Below are 21,444 nucleotides of genomic sequence, written 5' to 3'. Positions count from 1 at the left end.
GCCCCGGCCAGCAGGCTGGAGCTTCATCGCGTCTGCCGGCTTGCGGCGGATTGCCGAACGAACTGGGATTTTGAATGTCGAACGGATTTAAGGGCTTGCGGCTCCACAACACGCTGACGCGCACGAAGGAAGACTTCGTGCCGATCGATCCCGACAATGTGCGCATGTATGTCTGCGGGCCGACGGTCTACGACTTCGCCCATATCGGCAACGCGCGCCCGGCCATCGTCTTCGACGTGCTGTTCCGGCTGCTGCGCCACCTCTACGGTGCCGACCACGTCACCTATGTCCGTAACCTCACCGACCTTGACGACAAGATCAACGCCCGCGCCTTGCGCGATTTCCCCGATCTGCCGCTCAACGAGGCGATCAGGCGCGTCACCGAAAAGACCGCCCACCAGTACCAGGCTGACGTCAAGGCGCTGGGCTGCCTTGAACCGACCGTCGAGCCGCGCGCGACCGAGTTCGTGCAGCCGCGAGCCGACGGCCGCGCCGACATGATCACGTTGATTCTAAGTCTGATCGAACGCGGCCATGCCTATGAAGCGCAAGGCGAAGTGCTGTTCGACACCGGCTCGATGGCGGACTACGGGCAATTGTCGAAGCGCAATCTCGACGAGCAGCAGGCCGGCGCCCGCGTCGAGGTCGAGGCGCACAAGCGCAACCCCGGCGATTTCGTTCTGTGGAAGGCATCCTCGCCCGAGGAGCCGGGCTGGGAAAGCCCCTGGGGCCGCGGCCGTCCTGGCTGGCACATCGAGTGCTCGGCGATGGCGTCGGCCTATCTTGGCGAGGTCTTCGACATTCATGGCGGCGGGCTCGACCTGATCTTCCCGCATCACGAGAATGAGATCGCCCAGTCGCGCTGCGCCCACGGCACCGAGGTGATGGCCAACTACTGGATGCACAACGGCTTCCTGCAGGTCGAGGGCCAGAAGATGTCCAAGAGCCTCGGCAACTTCTACTCGATCCACGAATTGCTCGAAACCGAGACCTTCGGCGGCCGCAAGTGGCCGGGCGACGTGCTGCGTCTTGCCATGCTGATGACCCACTATCGCGAGCCGATCGACTTTTCCGTGCGCAAGCTGGAAGAGGCGGAGAACACGCTGCGCAAGTGGAAGCGTGCGGCCGACATGGCACCCAATGAGGCGGCACCGATTCCGGCTGGCGTTGTCGAGGCGCTGTCCGACGATCTGGCGACCAGCACGGTGTTCCAGCTCTTGTCGCATCTCGCCGGCCAGGCAGCCGGTGAAGACAATGCGGAAGCGGCGGCCGCACTCAAGTCGGCGATGCTGTTCCTTGGCTTCGAGTTGCAGGCAGCCGAGGTCGACGAAGAGGCCGTCGCCAAGGTCATCGCGGAGCGCCTTGCGCTGATCGCCGCAAAAGACTGGGCTGCGGCTGACCGCATCCGCGCCGAGCTTCTCGAGCAGGGCGTGCAACTGAAGGACGGCAAGGACCCCGCCACCGGTGAACGTGTGACCACATGGGAGGTGAAAAGATGATCGACCACCTTGGCATAACCGTAAGCAATTTCGAGGCATCGAGGGCATTTTACGATCAGGCGATGGCGCCGCTCGGCGCCTCGCTGCTGAGTATGGTGCCGACCGAATATACCGGCGGCGTGAAGATCGGCGGCTATGGCCGCGACCATCCCATCTTCTGGCTGCATGAAGGCGCCGAGGCGGGACCGGGGCGTCACTACGCCTTCACCGCGCGTTCGCGTGCCGAAGTAGATGCCTTCTACGAGGCGGCGATCGCGGCAGGCGGCAAGGACAACGGCGCGCCGGGCCTGCGCCCGCACTATCATTCGAACTATTATGGCGCCTTCGTCTTCGATCCCGACGGCAACAATATCGAAGCCGTCAGCCACACGCCCGAATAGCGGAGCTGTGCGATGAGCCTCGACAACAAGCCCATCTATACCGGCGGCTGCCAGTGCGGGGCTGTGCGCTTCAGGGTAGAGGGCGCGCTGGGCGACGCCTCGGTTTGCCATTGCCGGATGTGCCAGAAGGCCAGCGGCGGCTTTTATGCGCCGCTCGTCTCGGTTCGTGGTGCTAGTCTCGAATGGACGCGCGGCGAGCCCAGCAAATTCCGCTCGTCCAATCACGCCGCGCGCGGCTTCTGCAACAAATGCGGCACGCCGCTCACTTATGAGGCGCCGGATGGCGTGGCTCTCATGATCGGAACCTTCGACGATCCGGAGGACATCGCTCCGGTCATCCAGTGGGGCATCGAGGCGAAGCTGCCTTATGTCGATGAGGTGCCGAAGCTGCCGGGCGTGGCGACCATGGAGGATCAGGAAGCCGCCGAGTTCCTGGCGACGCTCGTCTCCTATCAGCACCCCGACTACGACACCGAAACCTGGCCGCCGGAGGATCAGCGGTGAGGGAGGGAGCGGTCACCGGCGGTTGCCAGTGCGGCGCGGTTCGTTTTCGCGTGGGCGGTCTTGGCCGCGCATCGATCTGCCATTGCCGCATGTGCCAAAAAGCCTTCGGCTCTTTCTTCGGTCCCCTGGTGACGGCGAGGGGACTGGAATGGACCCGCGGCGAGCCGAAACGCTTTGCCAGCTCGAATGCTGCCAGGCGCGGCTTTTGCGGCGACTGCGGAACGCCGCTGACCTACGAGTATGAAAGCGGCATCGACATTTCGATCGGCTCTCTGGACGATCCGGAACTGGCTCCGCCGACGGTGCAGCTCAATCCCAATGACGAGCTGTCCTTCTTCGGGCATCTCCATGCTCTGCCGGGGCGCCCCGAGGGCGAGCAGGCCGGTGCGGATGCCTTTCTGGCGGCGGTGGTCGGCTGCCAGCATCCCGACCACGACACGCAAACCTGGCCATTTAAAGAAAGCAAACGGAAATGACCGAGAACCTGCGCACGCTCTATCCGGAAATCGAGCCCTTCGACAGCGGCATGCTGGATGTCGGCGATGGCCACCAGATCTACTGGGAGCGCTCGGGCACCAAGGGCGCCAAGCCGGCCGTGTTCCTGCATGGCGGTCCGGGCGGCGGCATTTCGCCAAAGCATCGCCGGCAGTTCGATCCGAAGCTTTATGACGTGATCCTGTTCGATCAGCGCGGCTGCGGTCGCTCGACCCCGCACGCCGAGCTCGAGGCCAACACCACCTGGCATCTGGTCGCCGACATCGAGCGCCTGCGTGAAATGGCCGGCTTCGACAAATGGCTGGTGTTCGGCGGTTCCTGGGGCTCGACGCTGGCGCTCGCCTATGCCGAGACCCATCCCGAACATGTCAGCGAGCTGGTGCTGCGCGGCATCTTCACGCTCCGTCGCAGCGAGGTCGATTGGTACTACCAGCACGGCGCCTCGCTGATGTTCCCGGAAAAATGGGACCGCTTCATCGCGCAGATCCCGGAGCAGGAGCGGGACAATTTCGTCCAGGCCTATCGCGCCCGCCTGACCAGCGACGACCGCGCCCCGCGGATTGCCGCCGCAAAGGCCTGGAGCATGTGGGAAGGCGAGACGATCACGCTGCTGCCGGAACCCGAAACCAGCAACAAGTTCGGCGACGACGAATTCGCGCTGGCCTTCGCCCGTATCGAGAACCACTATTTTGTCCACGGCGGCTGGATGGAGGAAGGCCAACTTATCCGCGATGCCGGCAAGCTAAAAGGCATTCCGGGCGTCATCGTTCAGGGTCGTTACGACATGGCCTGTCCGCCCATGACTGCTTGGGAGCTGCACAAGGCCTGGCCCGAGGCCGAGTATCACCTGATTGAGGGGGCGGGGCACGCCTATTCGGAGCCGGGCATTCTCGACCGGCTCATTCGCGCCACCGACGCCTATGCCGGAAAGCGCTGACCCCAGATCCTGACTGCCGCCCCAGCTAGCGGGCGGAAAGACGAAAGCATCGAAACCATGACCAAAGAACGCATCTACCTCTACGACACGACACTGCGCGACGGCCAGCAGACGCCTGGCATCGACTTTTCGGTCGAGGACAAGATTGCGATTAGCGCCATGCTCGATGCTTTCGGTCTCGACTATGTCGAGGGCGGTTATCCGGGTGCCAACCCCACCGACACTGCCTTCTTCACCGAAAAGCGCACGGCACATGCCAAGTTCGCTGCGTTCGGCATGACCAAGCGCGCGGGTGTCTCTGCATCCAACGATCCGGGGCTGGCAGCACTTTTGCAGGCGAAGGCGGATGCGGTCTGCTTTGTCGCCAAGAGCTGGGACTACCACGTGCGCGTGGCGCTCGGCTGCACCAAAGAGGAAAACCTCGCCTCCATCTCGGCATCGGTCGAGGCGGCCCGCGCGGCCGGCCGCGAGGCCATGGTCGACTGCGAGCACTTCTTCGACGGCTTCAAGGCCAATCCCGACTATGCTCTGGCCTGCGCGCGCACGGCGCTCGAAGCGGGCGCGCGCTGGGTGGTGCTGTGCGACACCAATGGCGGCACGCAGCCGTCGGAAGTGCGCGAGATCGTCGGCAAGGTCGTTGCCGCCGGCATTCCCGGCGCAAATCTCGGCATCCATGCCCATGACGACACCGGGCAGGCTGTGGCGAACTCGCTCGCGGCAGTCGAGGCCGGGGTCCGCCAGATCCAGGGAACGCTGAATGGTATCGGCGAGCGTTGCGGCAATGCCAACCTTGTCACGCTGATCCCTACACTCGTGCTCAAGCCGGCTTTTGCCGAACGCTTCGAGACGGGCATCTCGGCGGAAGCGCTGCTGGGCATCTCGCGCCTATCGCGCAATTTCGACGAGCTGCTCAACCGCGCGCCCGAGGCGCAAGCGCCCTATGTCGGCGCTTCGGCATTCGCGACCAAGGCAGGCATCCATGCCTCGGCGCTCGTCAAGGAGCCGCAGACCTACGAGCACGTGCCGCCCGAAACGGTCGGCAACCGCCGCAAGGTCATGGTTTCGGACCAGGGTGGCAAGGCCAACTTCATCGCCGAGCTCAAGCGGCGCGGCATCGACGTGCCGAAGGACGACAACCGCCTCGATGCGCTGATTTCCGTGGTCAAGGAGCGCGAGGCCGAGGGCTATGCCTATGAGGGTGCCGACGCCAGTTTCGAATTGCTCGCGCGGCGCTTCCTGCATACCGTGCCGGAGTTCTTCCGCGTCGACAGCTTCCGCTGCATGGTTGAGCGCCGCTACGACGCCAACGGGGCGCTGAAGACGGTGTCCGAGGCGATCGTGAAAGTCAGCGTCGACGGCGAGGAGAAGATGTCGGTGGCCGAGGGTCACGGCCCGGTCAACGCGCTGGATATCGCCCTGCGCAAGGATCTCGGCAAGTTCCAGAACGAAATCGCCGATCTCGAACTGGCCGACTACAAGGTGCGTATCCTCAATGGCGGCACCGAGGCCATCACCCGGGTGCTGATCGAGTCGCATGATGGGACCGGTGCGCGCTGGTCGACCGTCGGCGTTTCCGACAACATCATAGACGCCTCGTTCCAGGCGCTGATGGACTCGATCATCTACAAGCTGATGAAGAACCGTGAGATGGCAGGGCTGGTCGCGGCAGAATAGCCGCCGCTGGCATAAGCGAAAGTCAACGATACATCAGAACTTTGCGGTGGTTTCCCGCGGCGAACGAGAGCATAGGTGGCGGCATGACAACCGACGCCCATGCTTCCGACGCCGCGGCAACTCGCGGCTTTCTTTTCGCGCTCTCGGCCTATCTGCTGTGGGGCGCGCTGCCGCTCTTCATGAAGGCGGTGGCGCATATCCCCGCAATCGAGGTGGTTGCTCATCGCATCATCTGGTCGGTTCCGGTAGCCGGGGTAACCTTGCTGGCGCTTGGTCGCGCGGCGGATGTGAAGGTCGCGTTGCGTTCGCCGCGCACCGTCTTGATGGCCGCAGTTACTGCCGCCTTCATCACCTGCAACTGGAGCATCTATGTCTGGGCGATCGCTGTTGACCGGACAGTGGAGACGGCGCTCGGTTACTACATCAATCCGCTGGTGAGCGTTCTGATGGGCGCCGCGCTGCTCGGCGAAAGGCTCAATCGGTTCCAGATTGCGGCCATCGCTCTGGCGGCGGTGGCCGTGCTTATCCTGGCGCTGGATGCAGGCGGCGTTCCCTGGGTGTCGCTGGCGCTGGCCATCACCTTTGCGATCTATGGGTTCCTGCGCAAGACGCTGCCGATCGGGCCGAGCCAGGGCTTCTTCCTTGAAGTGATGATCCTTGCCTTGCCGGCACTGGGCTACATCATCTGGCTGCAGATGCATGGCGAGGGACACTTCGTCCTCTCCAATCCAGGCGACATCGGCCTTCTAATGGCGTGCGGTCCCGTTACGGCCGTGCCGCTGATGCTCTACGCTTTCGGCGCCAAGCTGCTCAGGCTCTCGACCATCGGCCTCATGCAGTACATCGCGCCGACCATCATCTTCCTGATTGCCGTGTTCGGCTTCGGCGAGCCGTTCAGCGGCGTGCGCGTCATCGCTTTCGTCCTGATCTGGATGGCGCTGGCGATCTACACATGGTCGATGTTCTTCCGGCGGCCCGCAGTTCAGACGGACCCCGCGTAAGCGCTCGTTTGAGATAGGCTCAGAAGGTCAGAGCTTGTCGATCAGCGTCTGCACGCCGGTCGTCGGCGCGTCGACTGCCGCGCCTTCGGCCAGGATCGCCGCGACCACCGCTTCGATGCGGTCCACGACCAGCGGCTGCACCAGATGTCCGGTGTGCACAAAACCTTCGGCCCGCATGTGGTCCAGAAGCGCCAGCATCGGATTCCAGAAGCCGTCGACATTGGCAAAGACGATCGGCTTGCGATGATGCCCGAGCTGCGCCCAGGTCATGATCTCGACGATCTCCTCGACCGTGCCGATACCGCCAGGCAGTGCTACGAAAGCGTCCGATTTCTCGAACATCAGATGCTTGCGCTGATGCATGTTGTCGGTCACGACCAGCTCGTCCAGCCTGCCGAGTGCGACCTCGGTGGCTTCCTTGCTGATGAGGAAGCGCGGAATGATGCCCGACACCTTGCCGCCAGACCGCAGCACACCCTCTGAAACGGCGCCCATCACGCCCTTGGTGCCGCCGCCATAGACGAGGCGCAGCCCCGCCTCCGCCAGCGACTTGCCCAGTACATGGCCGGCTTTCATATAGGCATCGCCACGGCCCGGGGAGGAACCGCAATAAACGCAGACTGATCGAATCGGATTCATAACGATGATTGGTGAATATCAATATGATAGCGGTCAAGCCCCATTGCAGGGCTTTTTCTTGTCGCTATCGTAAAAACCGGCTAGAGGGGCTAGACGGCTAAGGGGACAGGGAAATCATGGCACGTGGAATGAATCGGGCGTTGTTGTTTTCGGGCGGCCTCGTGGCCGCGGTGGCTGTCACAGCCTATGTGACGGGGGCGCTCGATCCCTACCTTGGGAAAAAGACCGAAGCCGCGACAGCCGTGTCTGAAGCACCCGCGCCTCAGCCCGAGGTGAAGGAAGGCAGACTGCCGGCGCAGCCGCAGGCGGAAACCGCAAAGGCGCCCGAGGCGGCGGCCCCTGCGGCCACCACGCCTGCCGCTACCGAGCAACCGGCCGCGACCGAAGCGGCGCAAGCGCCTGCCGCTCAGCCGGCGACGGCTGCCGGCGCCGAGGTCAAGGCACCGTCATTCGATCTTGTGCGTGCGGAAGGCGATGGCTCTCTCGTCATCGCCGGCAAGGCTGCGGCCAACTCCAAGGTTGAGATTGTTCTGGGCGCCAAGGTCATTGGCAACGCGGTTGCGGGTCCCGAGGGGGATTTCGCCGTCGCTCTCGATGAGCCGCTGAAGCCGGGCGACCACCAGATCGTGCTGCGTTCGACCAGCCCCGACAATGTCGTGGCGACGTCGCCGGAAACGGCCGTCGTCTCGATCCCTGAAAACAAGAACGGGCAGGTTCTGGCGTTGGTCGAGCAGCCGGGCGCGCCTAGCAAGCTGATTTCCGTGCCGGAGCCGGAGGTGAAGCAGCCTGAGCAGGCCGCTTCCGCAGGAGAGGCCGCCAAGCCGGCAGAAACCGCAGCCGCAACCGAAACGGCCGCGGCGCCGGCAGCCCAGCAGCCCGGGCAGCAGGCTTCGGCCGAAGCCGCGCAGCCGGGAGACAAGGCAGCGCCCGCCGCTGCGGCCACCAGCGCCACCGTCAAGGTCGAGGCCGTCGAGATCGAGGGGCGTAAGGTGTTCGTCGCCGGCAGCGCCGATGCGGGCCGCAAGGTTCGCGTCTATGCCAACGACATCCTGCTGGGCGAGGTCGTGACTTCACCGGGCGGCCGCTTCCTGATCGAAACCGAGCGCGATCTGCCGGCGGGTGATTACGTCATCCGTGCCGATGCGCTCGAAGAGGATGGTGTAAAGGTCGCCGCCCGCGCTGCCGTCCCGTTCGAGCGCGAGGCAGCCGAAGCGCAGTCAGCCGTGGCACCGGCCGCTGCCGAACCTGCCAAGGCAACTCCCGCCACAGAAACGGCCGCAGGCGTCGAGCCCGCCAAGCCGGCCGGCTCGACGGAGGTCGCCGCTGCTGCGCCTGAGGCAATGTCGCCGAAGCTGCAGAATGTCGATGGCGCGGTCATCATCCGGCGTGGCGACTCGCTGTGGCGCATATCGCGCCGCGTCTACGGTCTCGGCGTCCGCTACTCAACCATCTATCTTGCCAACCAGGAGCAGATACGCGATCCGAACCGCATCTGGCCGGGGCAGGTCTTCAAGGTTCCGGAAAAGACGGCTCATGGCGAAGCTGCCAACATGAAGGCCGTGGGAGAGCAGGCGACTACGCTCCCGCAATAGGCCATTCCTCGAAACTGCCGAAATTGGCGCGCATGAGCCCTCATGCGCGCCAATTGCGCATTTCCATTCCAAGAATGCTTGCCTATTCAAACTCCATCGTATATCGACGATAAACGATGAATGCACTCCATGATCCGATCGACTCTTGCGCAAGCGCTGCCACCAAGAACATGGCATTGCGCTTCGCGGCCCTTTCGCATCCGGCGCGCATCGAAATCCTGCGATATCTTTCCGGTAGCAATGCGTGCTGCTGCAAGGACGTGGTCGCGCGGCTCGACCTCGCGCAATCGACGGTGTCTCAGCATCTGAAAATCCTGGTCGAAGCCGGGCTGGTGCGCTTTTCGCCTGAAAAGCAGCGCTCGCGCTACGAAGTCGACTACGCCGCCCTTGCGGCCTTCTCCGGCATGGTTGCCGGGCTGGTCGAGCACTGCTGCGCGGGCAGCGAAGAACAAAATCCAAAGGCATGAAATCTTGGCCAACAAGACAGTTTCCGCCGATTCCGGCTTTACGCTGAAAACCCTGCTCAACCTCTGGCCTTACATGTGGCCGGCCGATCGCGCCGACCTTAAGGCGAGGGTGGTTTGGGCGACCATCTATCTCGTGGCGGCAAAGTTCATTCTCGTTGCCGTGCCCTACTTCTTCAAATGGGCGACCAACGCTCTTGCCGGCGGTGAGCATGGAGTGGCCCCGCCGCTGCCGGACTTCCTGCTCGCGCCGGTCATGCTGGTACTCGCCTATAACGTGGTGAAGATTGTCCAGCTCGGCTTCAACCAACTGCGCGATGCGTTGTTTGCGCGCGTCGGACAGTATGCGGTGCGGCAGCTCGCCTACAAGACCTTCGTGCACATGCACAGCCTGTCGCTGCGTTTCCATCTGGAGCGGCGCACCGGCGGCCTGTCGCGCATCATCGAGCGCGGCACCAAGGGCATCGAGACGATCGTCCGCTTCACGATCCTGAATACGGTTCCGACGGTGCTGGAATTTGCGCTGACGGCGATCATCTTCGCCGTCGCCTATGGCTGGCTCTACGTGGTGGTCGTGGCCGTGACCGTAGCCCTCTACACATGGTTCACGGTGTGGGCCAGCGACTGGCGCATCGGCATCCGCCGCGACATGAACAACTCGGACACCGACGCCAACACCAAGGCGATCGACTCGCTGCTGAACTTCGAAACCGTCAAATATTTCAACAATGAGAGCATGGAAGCTGAGCGCTTCGACCGCTCCATGGCGCGCTACGAAACCGCCGCGACCCGCATCTGGACCTCGCTTGGCTGGCTGAACTTCGGCCAGGGCGTCATCTTCGGTATAGGCATGGCGATCGCCATGTGGATGTCGGCGCGCGAGGTGATGGCCGGCACGCAGACCATCGGCGACTTCGTCTTCATCAACGCCATGCTGATGCAGCTTTCGGTGCCGCTCAACTTCATCGGCTTCATCTACCGCGAAATCCGCCAGGGCCTGACCGACATCGAGCAGATGTTCGACCTGCTCGACGTGGCGCAGGAAGTCGTCGACAAGCCGGACGCCGGTAGACTGGCGATCGCGGATGGCAAGGTGGAATTCCGCGACGTGCACTTCGCCTACGATGCGGCCCGGCCGATCCTCAAGGGTATCAGCTTCGAAGTGCCGGCCGGCCGCACCGTGGCCATCGTCGGTCCCTCGGGCGCCGGCAAGTCGACCATCTCGCGGCTGCTGTTCCGCTTCTATGACGTGCAGGGCGGCGCGATTCTGATCGACGGGCAGGACGTGCGCGATGTGACGCAGGAGAGCCTGCGCGCTGAGATCGGCATGGTTCCGCAGGATACCGTGCTGTTCAACGACACAATCGCCTACAACATCCGCTATGGCCGCCCCGCCGCGACCGACGAGGAGGTCAAGCGCGCGGCCGAACTGGCGCAGATCGGCGGCTTCATCGAGCATCTGCCGGGCGGCTACAAGGCCATGGTCGGCGAGCGCGGGTTGAAGCTGTCGGGCGGCGAAAAGCAGCGCGTGGCCATCGCCCGCACCATCCTCAAGGCCCCGCCGATCCTGATGCTGGACGAGGCGACCTCGGCCCTGGACACTCATACCGAGCAGGAAATCCAGGCTGCGCTCGATCTCGTCAGCCGTGGACGCACCACCATAGTCATCGCTCACCGCCTTTCCACCGTGATTTCGGCCGACGAGATCATCGTGCTGAAGGAAGGCCAGATCGCCGAGCGTGGAACGCACGCCTCGCTTCTGCGTCGCGACGGGCTCTACGCCTCCATGTGGGCACGCCAGCGCGAGGCCACCGAGGCCGAGGAGCGGCTGCGCATCGCCCGCGAAGCCGACGAAATGGGTGTGGTGGTTCGCCGGCGCGCGGAAGAGGTCTGAGGTAAGACACTGGCTTTTCGTTAATGTCGCGTTGCGGCGGGCTGCAGTTTCCGGTAAGCAAGCCCTTATTTCCATTGGAGATGCGCCCGCCCGATGAGCCTCGTCGACACCGTCAAGAACGTCTTCGTGCCCGTGCATCGCGAGGGTTATCCCTTCGTCGGCGCCTTTGCGGCTGCGACCATCATCCTGGGCTTCTTCTCGATCAACCTGTTCTGGGTCGGCCTGATTCTCACGGCCTGGTGCGCCTATTTCTTCCGTGACCCGCAGCGCGTGACGCCGGTCGACGACCGGCTCGTCATCAGCCCGGCCGATGGCGTCGTTTCCGCTGTGGGGCCTGCTGTGCCGCCGCGCGAATTGGGGCTCGGCTCCGAGGAAATGACGCGCATTTCCGTTTTCATGAACGTCTTCTCCTGCCACGTGAACCGCTCGCCGGTGCGCGGCCGCATCACCCGGATCGAGCACCGGCCTGGAAAGTTCCTCAATGCCGAGCTCGACAAGGCCAGCAGCGAGAACGAGCGCAACGGCCTCGTCATCGACAGCCCGAACGGCACCATCGTCGTCGTGCAGATCGCCGGCCTCGTGGCGCGCCGCATCGTCTGCTGGGCGCAGACCGAGGGCAATATTTCGGTGGGCGAGCGCTTCGGACTGATCCGCTTCGGCTCGCGCGTCGACGTTTTCCTGCCGGCTGAAGCCACGCCGCGCGTTGCGGTCGGGCAGACGGCCGTAGCTGGCGAAACCGTACTCGCCGAATTCGGCGGTTCGGCCGCCACTCCTCTGGTCCGGATCTCGTAACCCGTGCCGGCGCCCTTCCAGCATTTTGAACCGCACGGGCACGGTGGCCCGCGCATTCGCGAAATTCCGCTGCGCATGATCATGCCGAACCTGATCACGGTTCTGGCGATCTGCGCGGGCCTCTCGGGCATCCGGCTGGCCTTCGAGGGGCGCTTCGAGACCGCCGTCGTCATGGTGCTGATCGCCGCTTTTCTTGACGGCATCGACGGCCGCATCGCGCGTGCGCTGAAGGCGACGTCGAAGTTCGGCGCGCAAATGGATTCGCTGGCCGACATCGTCAATTTCGGCGTTGCGCCCGGGCTCGTGCTCTACGCCTTTCTGCTCGACCGCGCCGGCTCTCCGGGTTGGATCGCGGCGTTGCTGTTCGCGATTGCCTGCGGGCTCAGACTGGCGCGCTTCAACGTGCTCGAGGAGGAGCAGAATCGTTCTTCCTGGCAGTCCGAATACTTCGTCGGCGTGCCGGCCCCAGCCGGTGCCGTGGTGGTGATGCTGCCGATCTACCTGGTATTCATCGGCGCTGTGGTGCCGGACCGCACGTTTGCCTTCATCTCTTCCGGCTTCACGGTGCTTATCGCCCTTCTTCTGGTCAGCCGCCTGCCAGTCTATTCCGGCAAGAAGGTGCGGATCCCCGGCGACAAGGTGCTGCCGCTGATCCTTGGCGTGGCGCTGTTCGTGCTGCTGCTGGTTACCTATCCGTGGCAGACGCTGTCGGTGTCGGCGATCGCCTATCTGGTCTTCCTGCCGCTCAGCGCGCGCGCCTATTCGCGCCGCGCGCATCTCGAAGCGGAAAAGGAAGCGGCAGCTGCGCAGCCGCCGGCGGCAAGCTGAGGCGCTAATCAGGCAGCGGCCTCGCCGCTGCCTAGCTGCTCGATCGCCAGCCGGCGAACGGCCACGTAATCGATCTTCCCGGTACCGAGCCGCGGCAATTCCGCGGTCTTGATGATGTCGTGCGGGAGGATCAGTTCGCTTGCCTCCGAAGTCCTGGCGAACTGCCGCAGTTGCGAGGCGTCGGCCTCGCTCGCGGTGGTGACCAGCACGACGCGCTCGCCACGGCGCTTGTCGGGCACGGCGACCGCAGCATGCTCATCTTCCGGCCACAGCGCATGCGCCAGGGCCTCGACCGCGCCCAGCGACACCATCTCGCCCGCGATCTTGGCGAAGCGCCGGGCCCGCCCGGCAATGGCGATGAACCCTTCGCGGTCGACTGTTACGATGTCGCCGGTATCGTGCCAGCCGTCACCAAGCGGCTGCAGCACGCCCGGGCTCTCCGGGTTGATATAGCCCAGCATCAGGTTCGGCCCCTGAAGCTGCAACCGGCCGCCCTGGGCGATGCCTTCCACCGGCTCGAGCAGCATCTTCATGCCTGGCAGCAACCGGCCGACGGTGCCGTCGCGGCTGTGCGTGGCCGTGTTGACCGACACAACCGGCGCCGCCTCGGTGAGCCCATAGCCTTCGACGATCTCGGCACCGAAGCGGTCGCGCCAAACCTTTCGCGTTTCGGCCTTCACCGGCTCGGCGCCTGCCACGACGAAGCGGAGGCTGGAAAAGTCGTCGTTCTTCGCCGTGCGGGCATAGCCCACCAGGAAGCTGTCGGTGCCGAACATGATGGTCGGCCGGATTTTCGCCGCCACCTCCGGTATCTGCTTGTAGTGCAGCGGGGAGGGGTAGAGGTAAAGGCGCACGCCGGCGACGAGCGGCAGAACGATGCCGCCGGTCAGGCCGAAGGAATGGAAGGCGGGCAGCACGTTAAGCAAGAGATCGTCGGCGCCGATCGAGATGCGCGCCTCGGCCTGCATGGCGTTGGCAACGACGTTCCGCCCCGACAGCACCACGGCTTTCGGGCTGCCCTCGGTGCCAGAGGTGAATAGGATGATCGCCGGCTTGGACGCATCCTGCGCATGCACCGGCCAGCGCCAGAACAGCGCGGCGGCAAGGCGGTCCATGATCGACGCCTGCGCGAGGAGGTCCTCGAGCCACAGGATTCTCGCGCTGCCTTTTTCCGCTGCGGCAACGATGTCGTCGAGATTGGCCTTTTCGATGAATTTTCGCGACGAGACGATGATGCGGATAGGGGCGGTGCGCACGGCGGCGGTCACCGCGGCCGGGCCGGCAGTGTAGTTGATCATCGCCGCCACGCGGCTGCCTGAGGCAAGGCCCATCAGTGTCGCCACCAGGCCGTTGCTGTTTGGCAGCAGGACGCCGACCGCCTCGCCGGGCGCGGCGACCGAGGCGAAATGCAGGCCGAGCAAGCGCGCCCCGGTGAACAGCTTGCGGTAGCTCAGCCTGCCGCTGATCGGGTCCTCCAGGATCGGATAGCTTGCGCCGGTGCGGTAAGCCGCGTCGCGGACTGCCAGGAACAGCGACCGACGCGGATCGCTCGCGCTGAAGCGTGCCTCCGCGCCCCGGTCGAACAAGGCGTTCGATGCCCGCCCCGGCTGGGTGACGTTGCGCGCCATCAGTTCCGAGATCGTGGCGGGTTCCATGGCGGCGATGGTCAGGCGCGGGAACCACTTTCGCGGGGCCTTCTGGCGCGGCGTCAGCGAGAAGGGCAGGTTGCGCGCCCCGCCCACGAAGATCGGCACCACCTTGGCATCGGCACGATGGGCGATGTGCGCCACGGCGCGGAACAGCCGGAAGGTCTTGATGTCGGGCTCGACATCGTCAGGCATATAGACGGCGAGCCGGCCCTTGCCCTTGAGCACGCGCACCAGGCGGCGGCTGACGAAGACGTGCTCGGCGTTGAACACGATGGTGCGGGCTAGCTCCCGCCACGGCTCCAGCCAGTGCGAGCGGGCGGAGGCCTCGTCGAGGATGTGCAGGGTGTCTTCCGGCAGCAGCGACAGCATCAGCGCCGGATCGAGGCCCGACTGGTGCGACACCACATAGACCACCGGCGCCTCCGCCTTGCGCGCCTTGCGCATGCGGCTGTCATCGATTCGATAGGCAAGCTTGAGCGGCAGGTAGAGCAGCGCCTGATGCAGTGTGATTCCAAGGCGCACCTTCTGCCACAGCGCGCCGGCCACATAGGCGGCGAGTATGCAAAGAGCTATCGTTCCCGTCAGGATCATACCGCACTCCCGGCGCGTGTCCTCGCGCGGTTCTTGTCGACCGCTTTGGCGCGAAGGGTAGCCGAAGTTGTGTGAACGTCAATGTATTCGTAGTCGAGGGGTCCTTCGACAGGCTCAGGGGACGCACCTATTCGGTGCCACGCCCGGTTTTCACCGTCTGGCTATTGTCAAAGAGCCTGGGAAGACGGGCGGTCGTCGGACACGCTCGTTTAGGTAAATCTTGCGGCCCTTCGACCGCCCGTTCGATGCTCTTGCCCCGCTCAGTCGCCTCCACATTCGCGTGGCCAGCCGCCGCAAAGGCCCGGACTTGGGGGTTCATCACCCAGCAGCGCCACCGTTAGCGCCACCAGCCCGGACATCGTCGCCCTCCACGCTCATCCGGTTCATGACCCGTGTTCCCGCTGAGGCCGATGCGGGTGATTATGTGGGAGGCGGAAAGGTGGGGGATGAACGGGGCGGTGATTTTCCTTCTAAGTGAATGATTTCAATTGGTTCGCGCCAGTGGTGTGGCAAATTCGTCCACAGGGCGGATTGCGACCCGTGCGGCTCTGTCTGCTCCTCTGCGGCAGTTTTGGCCGACCGGCATGGATCCTCGGGTCAAGCCCGAGGATGACGAAGTGGGGGCGGGTCGGCGCGGCCAATCTCCAACCTTCGCTCCGCTATCCTCGCGCTTGAGGCCCGAGGATGACGAAGTGGGGCTTGGCGGCGACCAGGCACCCCACCACGCCAGCCGTTTCCGCCGGAGCCAAGGACGGAGCAAAAGAAAAGCCGGCTTGTGGCCGGCTGGAGGTAAAAGGGGGAACGGGCTAAGGGTTGGGCATGGGGGACGAGCCCGTCCAAGTGTTCAAACGCGGTAACGCGGAAATGGTTCCAGAGAAAATCGAATTTTTTTTCGGGACTCAGGTCGAGCGCAGAGCGCGTGCCTGCAGCCAGTCGCGCCCGGCATGGGCAAGCACAGCCGAAAGGACCACCGCGCCGCCGATCAGGCTGGTCGCGGGCGGGAATTCGGCCAAAAAGATCCAGCCGAACAGGACCGCGAACGGCACTTCCGCCGAACCGAGCAGGCCGGCCTCGGCAGCGGGAATGCGGCGTGTACCTTCGGTCCATAGGATCGATGCCGCCGCAAAGGATATGCCGAAGGCCACAAGCAGCACCGCATCATGCCCGGAGATGGCCAGCGGATCGGCAACGAACCAGGCGAGCGCGAATACGAGGAAGGCCGACACCGCGCCCACCCACACGGCCGGCGTGTCGCGAAAAGTGCGGATGAGAACCATGTAGAGCGCGCTGGTGGCCGTCATGATCAGTGCAAGGCCGTCGCCGAAGGGGCGGCCGGTGCCCACGCCCGAAAACACCATCAGCCCGACACCGGCCAGCGACAGCACGGCGGCCAGCATGGTCTGGCTGCGAACGCGCTCGCGGATGAACAGCCAGGCGAACAGCGCCGCCATGAAGGGTGCCGTGGCATAGATGATCGCGACATTGGCGACATAGGTGTTCTTGAAGGCGGAGATGAAGGCGAGGCTCGCCGCTGCGCCTACGACCGCCATCAGCCAGCCGCGCCAGCCCAGCCGCATGCTTTGCGACCCGGGGCGCCCGCGCCGCCAGAACACATAAGCGGTGATCAGCAGCGCGCCGACCAGCCCGCGCCAGCAGGCAATGACCAGCGGCTCGGCATGGATCGACTTGGTGAGAACGCCGGCCAGGCCGAACACCGCCGCCGAAGCGGTGACGAGCACGATGCCGAGCAGGCGCTCGGCCGAATGGTCGATCTGTGCCGCCATCGTTCCTTCCGGTGGTTGCATGCGGGGATCCTAGTGTAGGGGGCCTGACAGGGTGCTGTCAGGATGATCAGTCCTGCTTGCGGAAGCGCTCGCCAAGGATGATGACCACGCCCGCAAGGAAGATGAGCGTTGCGCCCATGAACACCTTATGGCGCGGAACGTCGCCCCAGATCGCATAGCCGAAGAAGAAGGCCCAGATCAGCGAGGTGTATTCGAAGGGCGCGATGACCGAGACGGGCGCGCGCTTCATGCCTTCGAAGAGCGCAAACTGGCCAAGGCCGCCGACCGCGCCGAGGCCGATCAGCAAAAGCCATTCATAGAGGACCGGCGTCTGCCACACGAAGAGCAGCGGCACCCCGGCAATGACGAGGAAGAAGGCGTTGTTGAGCACGATCTGCACCATGGTGCTCTCGTGTAGCGCGATCTTGCGCATCAGTACGATGGCAAGCGCCCAGAAGCAGGCGGCCGCCAGCACCATGGCCACGGGCGCGGTGATGCCGAGCGTTGCCGGATCGCAGGCGATATAGACGCCGACGAAGCCGATGAGGACCGCCACCCAGCGCACCACTGGCACCTTTTCGCCCAGGATGAAGATCGACAGCAGCGTGACGATGACCGGCGCCCCGAAATAGATCGTGGTCAGCTCGGCCAGCTGCAGATATTTCGCCGCGTTGTAGAAGCAGAGCCAGGCGCCGAGGATGAGGAAGCTGCGCAGCAGCATCGGCACGACGGCGGGCGAGGTGAAAGATTCGACCATGAGCTTGCGGCCGCCAATGGCGAGCGCGCCTGTCAGGATGGTGGCGCTGCGCAAGAACAGGATCTGCCAGACGCTGAGGCCGGTGACCAGGAGCTTGATCGAGGCGTCCTGTCCCGAAAACAGGAAATAGGCGATGCCGGTGAAGAAGATGCCCGCGTAGATGCGTTCGCGCGTTTCGACGATGACGGCATTGGCCATGTGGCGGTCCTGAGGAATCGGCGCCTGCCCCACGCAGCGGCGCTGGGCCAGCTATACGACCACAGCGTGCAGTCGGGCTAAGCCAGACGGCCGGGAGCATTAGGACCAACCTGTTTTGCCGGCTCAGTCGGTTGTGGCAGGACGCGGCGCGCGCCGGCGTGATAGGTTGGCGCAAAGATTGCATCGGGAGATCGGCATGGACGCCACGGAACTGAAGAGCTTGCAGACGCCCCTCAAGGACAGCTACCGCGACGACGCTTCCCGCGCGCTGGTGACCTTGCGGGCCAAGGGCTCGATCGATGATCAGTCGATCGCCTGCAAGGTGGAGACGGGCAGGGCGCTGGCGGTAGCCGGCCTGCACCCCGCGACCGGAGGCAGCGGGCTGGAGCTGTGCTCGGGCGACATGCTTTTGGAAGCGCTGGTGGCCTGTGCGGGTGTCACGCTGAAGGCGGTGGCGACGGCGCTGGAGTTTCGCCTGGTCGACGCCAGGCTCGAGGCCGAAGGCGACCTCGATTTTCGCGGCACGCTGGGCGTGGCCAAGGACGCGCCGGTTGGTTTTCGGGCAATCAGGCTGAAGTTCGACCTCGACACCGACGAGCCGCAGGAGCGAATCGACACGTTGCTCAAGCTGACCGAGCGCTACTGCGTGGTGTTCCAGACGCTCAACACGAAGCCGGAGCTATCGGTGACCGAGAGCCATCACCCGACGTCGAAGGCCTAGCGAAGAACCTATTCCGGGTTGCGGTAGGAGACAAAACGTTCCTGCCGCGCCTGGAAGAGCATTCCGGTTTCGCGCAGCGTCGGGCTGGCGAGCGGGACGATCTTTGCGGCGATTTCGGCCGGCGTCGGCAGGGTTTCGGAGTTTTCGCCGGGTACGGCCAACGCGCGCATGGCGGTGCGGGTCGGGCCGGGATCGACGCTGTTGATGCGCAGCGGCATGTTGCGCGTCTCGTCGGCCCAGGAGCGGCCCAGAGCCTCGACGGCGGCCTTGGAGGCGGCGTAGGGGCCCCAGAAGGCGCGGGCCGAGTGTGCTGCGCCCGAGGACAGCAGGATCGCGCGGCCGGCATCCGACTTGCGCAGCAGCGGGTCGAGCGAACGGATCAGCCGCCAGGTGCTGGTGACGTTGATCGCCATGACCTTGTCGAACGTCTTGGCCTCGACATGGCCGATCGGCGAGATGACGCCGAGCACGCCGGCATTGGCGACGAAAATGTCGAGCTTGCCCCAGCGCTCGTTGATCGCGCCGCCGAGGCGGTCGATGCCTTCCATGTCGGTGAGGTCGAGCGGCACCAGGGTCGCCTGGCCGCCGGCGGCCTTGATCTCGTCGTCGAGGTCCTCGAGCCCACCCACCGTGCGCGCCACGGCAATCACATGCGCGCCGGCCGCCGCCATCTGCTTGGCGATCTGGTAGCCGATGCCGCGCGAGGCGCCGGTGACGAGGGCGATGCGGTTGGAAAGGTCGGGAGTCGGGGTCGTCATGAATTCCGCTCGTTTCAAAAAGCCCGTCATCCACCTTCGCTACGCTCGGGCCCCTTCTCCCCGTTGGGGGAGGAGGGAACCCGATTTGGCGCTGCAGCGGCCGGGTGAGGGGGCTCGCTAACGCGAAGCCAGGATGGGATTACTGCCCACCAGTCGCCAGCAGCGACAGGGTGCGCACATTGTCGGCGCCTTCGTGGTCGGTCAGGCGCGTGGGATATTCGGTGGTGAAGCAGGCGTCGCAGAATTGCGGCTGCTCCATGTCGCGGCGGGCCTCGCCGACGGCGCGGTAAAGACCCTCGATCGACAGGAAGCCGAGCGAATCGACGCGTATGAAATCCGCCATCTCCTCGATCGACATGCGCGAGGCAAGCAGCTTGGCCGTCTCGGGCGTGTCGACGCCGTAGAAACAGGAGGAGCGCGTCGGCGGGGAGGCGATGCGCATATGCACCTCGCGGGCGCCGGCCTCGCGCACCATTTGCACGATCTTCTGGCTAGTGGTGCCGCGCACGATGGAATCGTCGACCAGCACCACGCGCTTGCCTTCGATCATGCGGCGGTTGGCATTGTGCTTCAGCTTCACGCCCATGTGACGGATGGAATCGGTCGGCTGAATAAAGGTGCGGCCGACATAGTGGTTGCGGATGATGCCGAGCTCGAAGGGCAGACCGGCCTGCTGGGCAAAGCCGATGGCCGCCGGGGTGCCCGAATCCGGCACCGGCACGACAAGGTCTGCCTCGACCGGGTTCTCCACGGCCAGCTCCATGCCGATGCGCTTGCGCACCTCATAGACGTTGCGGCCCTCGATGGTGGAGTCCGGCCGGGCGAAATAGACATATTCGAAGATGCAGAAGCGCGGCTTGACCGGCTCGAACGGGAACGAGCTCTCGAGGCCCTTGGAGGTGATGATCACCATCTCGCCCGGCTTCACGTCACGCACGAACCGCGCGCCGATGATGTCGAGCGCGCAGGTCTCGGAAGCGAGGATGTAGGAGCCGTCGAGATCGCCGAGCACCAGCGGGCGAATGCCCAGCGGGTCGCGGCAGCCGATCATCTTCTTGGAGGTCAGCGCCACGAGCGAGAACGCGCCTTCCAGCTGGCGCACCGCCTCGATGAAGCGGGCGTTGAAATCCTTCTCGCGGCTGGTCGCCACCAGATGCAGGATGGTCTCGGTGTCGGAGGTGGACGAGAATATCGCGCCCTGCTTCTGCAAGGCGCGCTGAACCGTCATCGCATTGGTGATGTTGCCGTTGTGGGCGATGGCGAAGCCGCCATCGGAAAGCTCGGCAAACAGCGGTTGCACGTTGCGCAGGCCGGCGCCGCCCGTGGTGGCGTAGCGCGTATGGCCGATGGCGCGGTTGCCCTTCAGGCTGTCCATCACCCGCGGCTTGGTGAAGTTGTCGCCGATCAGGCCGACATGGCGCTCGACGTGGAATTGCGAGCCGTCATAGGAAACGATACCGGCCGCTTCCTGCCCCCGGTGCTGCAAGGCGTGCAGGCCAAGCGTGACGATTGCCGCAGCATCCTGTCGGCCGAAAATGCCGAACACGCCGCATTCGTCGTGGAAATGATCGTCGGCCTCGCCGAGCAAGGTGTCGTCCGCTTTAGACATCGGGCCAGTCTCTCGTCAGGAAGCCCTCATATAGGGCGCCGGCGCCAAAGGCGCTACATCAATTGTCAGCCGGGGCGTTGGCGTTGTCGTCCTGCGGCGCATCGGCGGCCCCGTCGGCGGGCGCGGTGCCTGGCTCAGCGTCCGGCGTTTCGCCGTGCTTGAGGCGCTTCAGGATCGACTTCTCCGGATCCTCCGGCATCATGTTCTCGATCTTGGCGCCGATGCTTTCCAGCAGGGGCTTGGACTTGGCGTTGGCAATCCAGGCAGGCGGATTGGTGCCGACCAGCCAGTTGAAGAACATCAGGCCGACCGAGACCACCAGTATGCCGCGCGCGGCGCCGTAAAGGAAGCCCAGCGTGCGGTCGAGCGCGCCGACGCGGGAATCGATGATGAAATCGGCGATCTTCATGGTGACAATCGTCACCACAATCAACGCGACGATGAAGACGATGCCGGCCGAGGCGCCCATCGCGATCTTGTCGTTGTCGATGTGCGGCTGCACAAAGGGCAGTACCCTCTGGTAGAGGAAATATGCCGCCGCCGCCGCCGCGATCCAGGATACGACGGAAAGCACCTCGCGCGAGAAGCCGCGCACCATGGCCAGCATTGCGGATACAAGAGTGAAGCCGACGAGAATTCCGTCAAGCAGCGTAATCGGCATGTCGTTCTCACTCCATC

Annotated in this window: 20 protein-coding genes; 13 read left to right on the top strand and 7 right to left on the bottom strand. The window is 64.5% G+C overall.

What is annotated here, in order from left to right; genetic code table 11:
• Positions 1-74 precede the first annotated feature (74 nt).
• From cysS to rarD, 7 genes are all read left to right on the top strand, one after another.
• Entirely contained in the window at positions 75-1,499 is a 1,425-nt protein-coding gene (gene cysS / locus M2281_RS02835; RefSeq protein WP_280819575.1) for a cysteine--tRNA ligase, read from the top strand.
• Positions 1,496-1,879: a VOC family protein gene (locus M2281_RS02830; RefSeq protein WP_280819574.1), complete on the top strand. Its 384-nt coding sequence runs from the start codon at positions 1,496-1,498 to the stop codon at positions 1,877-1,879. The genes cysS and M2281_RS02830 overlap by 4 nt, the downstream gene beginning before the upstream one ends.
• A 12-nt stretch (positions 1,880-1,891) precedes the next feature.
• Complete coding sequence (locus tag M2281_RS02825; RefSeq protein ID WP_280819573.1) at positions 1,892-2,383, top strand: GFA family protein; 492 nt, start codon at positions 1,892-1,894, stop codon at positions 2,381-2,383.
• Complete coding sequence (locus M2281_RS02820; protein WP_280819572.1) at positions 2,380-2,859, top strand: GFA family protein; 480 nt, start codon at positions 2,380-2,382, stop codon at positions 2,857-2,859. The genes M2281_RS02825 and M2281_RS02820 overlap by 4 nt, the downstream gene beginning before the upstream one ends.
• Positions 2,856-3,815, top strand: coding sequence for a prolyl aminopeptidase (pip, locus tag M2281_RS02815; RefSeq protein ID WP_280819571.1), 960 nt, complete (start codon positions 2,856-2,858; stop codon positions 3,813-3,815). Before M2281_RS02820 ends, pip begins: the two co-directional genes overlap by 4 nt.
• Positions 3,816-3,872: 57 nt before the next feature.
• Positions 3,873-5,489, top strand: a complete 1,617-nt coding sequence (gene cimA / locus M2281_RS02810) for a citramalate synthase (protein WP_280819570.1) — start codon at positions 3,873-3,875, stop codon at positions 5,487-5,489.
• 83 nt (positions 5,490-5,572) lie between these two features.
• Entirely contained in the window at positions 5,573-6,490 is a 918-nt protein-coding gene (gene rarD / locus M2281_RS02805) for an EamA family transporter RarD (protein ID WP_280819569.1), read from the top strand.
• A 27-nt stretch (positions 6,491-6,517) separates the two neighbouring features.
• On the opposite strand, the gene M2281_RS02800 is transcribed toward rarD, so the two are convergent.
• Positions 6,518-7,129, bottom strand: coding sequence for a TIGR00730 family Rossman fold protein (locus M2281_RS02800; protein ID WP_280819568.1), 612 nt, complete (start codon positions 7,127-7,129; stop codon positions 6,518-6,520).
• A gap of 116 nt (positions 7,130-7,245) precedes the next feature.
• Here M2281_RS02800 and M2281_RS02795 point away from each other — a divergent pair, with 116 nt between their 5' ends.
• From M2281_RS02795 to M2281_RS02775, 5 genes are all read left to right on the top strand, one after another.
• Positions 7,246-8,721, top strand: coding sequence for a LysM peptidoglycan-binding domain-containing protein (locus M2281_RS02795; protein WP_280819567.1), 1,476 nt, complete (start codon positions 7,246-7,248; stop codon positions 8,719-8,721).
• Between the two features lie 116 nt (positions 8,722-8,837).
• Entirely contained in the window at positions 8,838-9,188 is a 351-nt protein-coding gene (locus M2281_RS02790) for an ArsR/SmtB family transcription factor (RefSeq protein WP_280819565.1), read from the top strand.
• Between the two features lie 4 nt (positions 9,189-9,192).
• A complete protein-coding gene (locus M2281_RS02785; protein WP_280819564.1) occupies positions 9,193-11,079 on the top strand; it encodes an ABCB family ABC transporter ATP-binding protein/permease in 1,887 nt (628 codons plus the stop codon).
• A gap of 93 nt (positions 11,080-11,172) precedes the next feature.
• Positions 11,173-11,871: a phosphatidylserine decarboxylase gene (locus tag M2281_RS02780; protein ID WP_280819563.1), complete on the top strand. Its 699-nt coding sequence runs from the start codon at positions 11,173-11,175 to the stop codon at positions 11,869-11,871.
• A 3-nt stretch (positions 11,872-11,874) separates the two neighbouring features.
• Entirely contained in the window at positions 11,875-12,699 is an 825-nt protein-coding gene (locus tag M2281_RS02775; RefSeq protein WP_280819562.1) for a CDP-alcohol phosphatidyltransferase family protein, read from the top strand.
• Positions 12,700-12,707: 8 nt separating this feature from the next.
• Here M2281_RS02775 and M2281_RS02770 read toward each other — a convergent pair whose 3' ends face one another.
• The 3 genes from M2281_RS02770 to M2281_RS02760 form a co-directional block, all read right to left on the bottom strand.
• The gene (locus tag M2281_RS02770; protein WP_280819561.1) at positions 12,708-14,939 is read right to left on the bottom strand and encodes an AMP-binding protein; all 2,232 of its coding nucleotides are present in this window, start codon (positions 14,937-14,939) and stop codon (positions 12,708-12,710) included.
• An 899-nt stretch (positions 14,940-15,838) separates the two neighbouring features.
• A complete protein-coding gene (locus M2281_RS02765) occupies positions 15,839-16,744 on the bottom strand; it encodes a DMT family transporter (RefSeq protein WP_280819560.1) in 906 nt (301 codons plus the stop codon).
• A 46-nt stretch (positions 16,745-16,790) separates the two neighbouring features.
• Positions 16,791-17,678, bottom strand: coding sequence for a DMT family transporter (locus tag M2281_RS02760; protein ID WP_280819559.1), 888 nt, complete (start codon positions 17,676-17,678; stop codon positions 16,791-16,793).
• Positions 17,679-17,874: 196 nt separating this feature from the next.
• Here M2281_RS02760 and M2281_RS02755 point away from each other — a divergent pair, with 196 nt between their 5' ends.
• Positions 17,875-18,399 (top strand): OsmC family protein, encoded by a 525-nt coding sequence (locus tag M2281_RS02755; RefSeq protein ID WP_280819558.1) that lies wholly within the window; start codon positions 17,875-17,877, stop codon positions 18,397-18,399.
• A gap of 8 nt (positions 18,400-18,407) precedes the next feature.
• On the opposite strand, the gene M2281_RS02750 is transcribed toward M2281_RS02755, so the two are convergent.
• The 3 genes from M2281_RS02750 to M2281_RS02740 all read right to left on the bottom strand — a co-directional run bounded on the left by M2281_RS02750 (position 18,408) and on the right by M2281_RS02740 (position 21,427).
• Positions 18,408-19,157 (bottom strand): SDR family NAD(P)-dependent oxidoreductase, encoded by a 750-nt coding sequence (locus tag M2281_RS02750; protein WP_280819557.1) that lies wholly within the window; start codon positions 19,155-19,157, stop codon positions 18,408-18,410.
• 139 nt (positions 19,158-19,296) lie between these two features.
• Complete coding sequence (gene purF / locus M2281_RS02745) at positions 19,297-20,766, bottom strand: amidophosphoribosyltransferase (protein ID WP_280819556.1); 1,470 nt, start codon at positions 20,764-20,766, stop codon at positions 19,297-19,299.
• 58 nt (positions 20,767-20,824) lie between these two features.
• Positions 20,825-21,427, bottom strand: coding sequence for a CvpA family protein (locus tag M2281_RS02740; protein ID WP_280819555.1), 603 nt, complete (start codon positions 21,425-21,427; stop codon positions 20,825-20,827).
• Positions 21,428-21,444: the final 17 nt, after the last annotated feature.

It is taken from the genome of Pseudaminobacter soli (ex Li et al. 2025), from assembly GCF_029892515.1.
GTDB classification, from domain to species: Bacteria; Pseudomonadota; Alphaproteobacteria; order Rhizobiales; family Rhizobiaceae; genus Pseudaminobacter; species Pseudaminobacter soli_A.
Note: the sequence above shows the minus strand (reverse complement) of the source record. Positions and strands in the feature narration are given on the sequence as shown.

Bases quoted from the DNA above. Each gene is read 5' to 3' on its own strand.
- cysS (WP_280819575.1), top strand. From the start codon at position 75: ATGTCGAACGGATTTAAGGGCTTGCGGCTCCACAACACGCTGACGCGC.
- M2281_RS02830 (WP_280819574.1), top strand. From the start codon at position 1,496: ATGATCGACCACCTTGGCATAACCGTAAGCAATTTCGAGGCATCGAGG.
- M2281_RS02825 (WP_280819573.1), top strand. From the start codon at position 1,892: ATGAGCCTCGACAACAAGCCCATCTATACCGGCGGCTGCCAGTGCGGG.
- pip (WP_280819571.1), top strand. From the start codon at position 2,856: ATGACCGAGAACCTGCGCACGCTCTATCCGGAAATCGAGCCCTTCGAC.
- cimA (WP_280819570.1), top strand. From the start codon at position 3,873: ATGACCAAAGAACGCATCTACCTCTACGACACGACACTGCGCGACGGC.
- rarD (WP_280819569.1), top strand. From the start codon at position 5,573: ATGACAACCGACGCCCATGCTTCCGACGCCGCGGCAACTCGCGGCTTT.
- M2281_RS02800 (WP_280819568.1), bottom strand. From the start codon at position 7,129: ATGAATCCGATTCGATCAGTCTGCGTTTATTGCGGTTCCTCCCCGGGC.
- M2281_RS02795 (WP_280819567.1), top strand. From the start codon at position 7,246: ATGGCACGTGGAATGAATCGGGCGTTGTTGTTTTCGGGCGGCCTCGTG.
- M2281_RS02790 (WP_280819565.1), top strand. From the start codon at position 8,838: ATGAATGCACTCCATGATCCGATCGACTCTTGCGCAAGCGCTGCCACC.
- M2281_RS02780 (WP_280819563.1), top strand. From the start codon at position 11,173: ATGAGCCTCGTCGACACCGTCAAGAACGTCTTCGTGCCCGTGCATCGC.
- M2281_RS02770 (WP_280819561.1), bottom strand. From the start codon at position 14,939: ATGATCCTGACGGGAACGATAGCTCTTTGCATACTCGCCGCCTATGTG.
- M2281_RS02765 (WP_280819560.1), bottom strand. From the start codon at position 16,744: ATGCAACCACCGGAAGGAACGATGGCGGCACAGATCGACCATTCGGCC.
- M2281_RS02760 (WP_280819559.1), bottom strand. From the start codon at position 17,678: ATGGCCAATGCCGTCATCGTCGAAACGCGCGAACGCATCTACGCGGGC.
- M2281_RS02755 (WP_280819558.1), top strand. From the start codon at position 17,875: ATGGACGCCACGGAACTGAAGAGCTTGCAGACGCCCCTCAAGGACAGC.
- M2281_RS02750 (WP_280819557.1), bottom strand. From the start codon at position 19,157: ATGACGACCCCGACTCCCGACCTTTCCAACCGCATCGCCCTCGTCACC.
- purF (WP_280819556.1), bottom strand. From the start codon at position 20,766: ATGTCTAAAGCGGACGACACCTTGCTCGGCGAGGCCGACGATCATTTC.
- M2281_RS02740 (WP_280819555.1), bottom strand. From the start codon at position 21,427: ATGCCGATTACGCTGCTTGACGGAATTCTCGTCGGCTTCACTCTTGTA.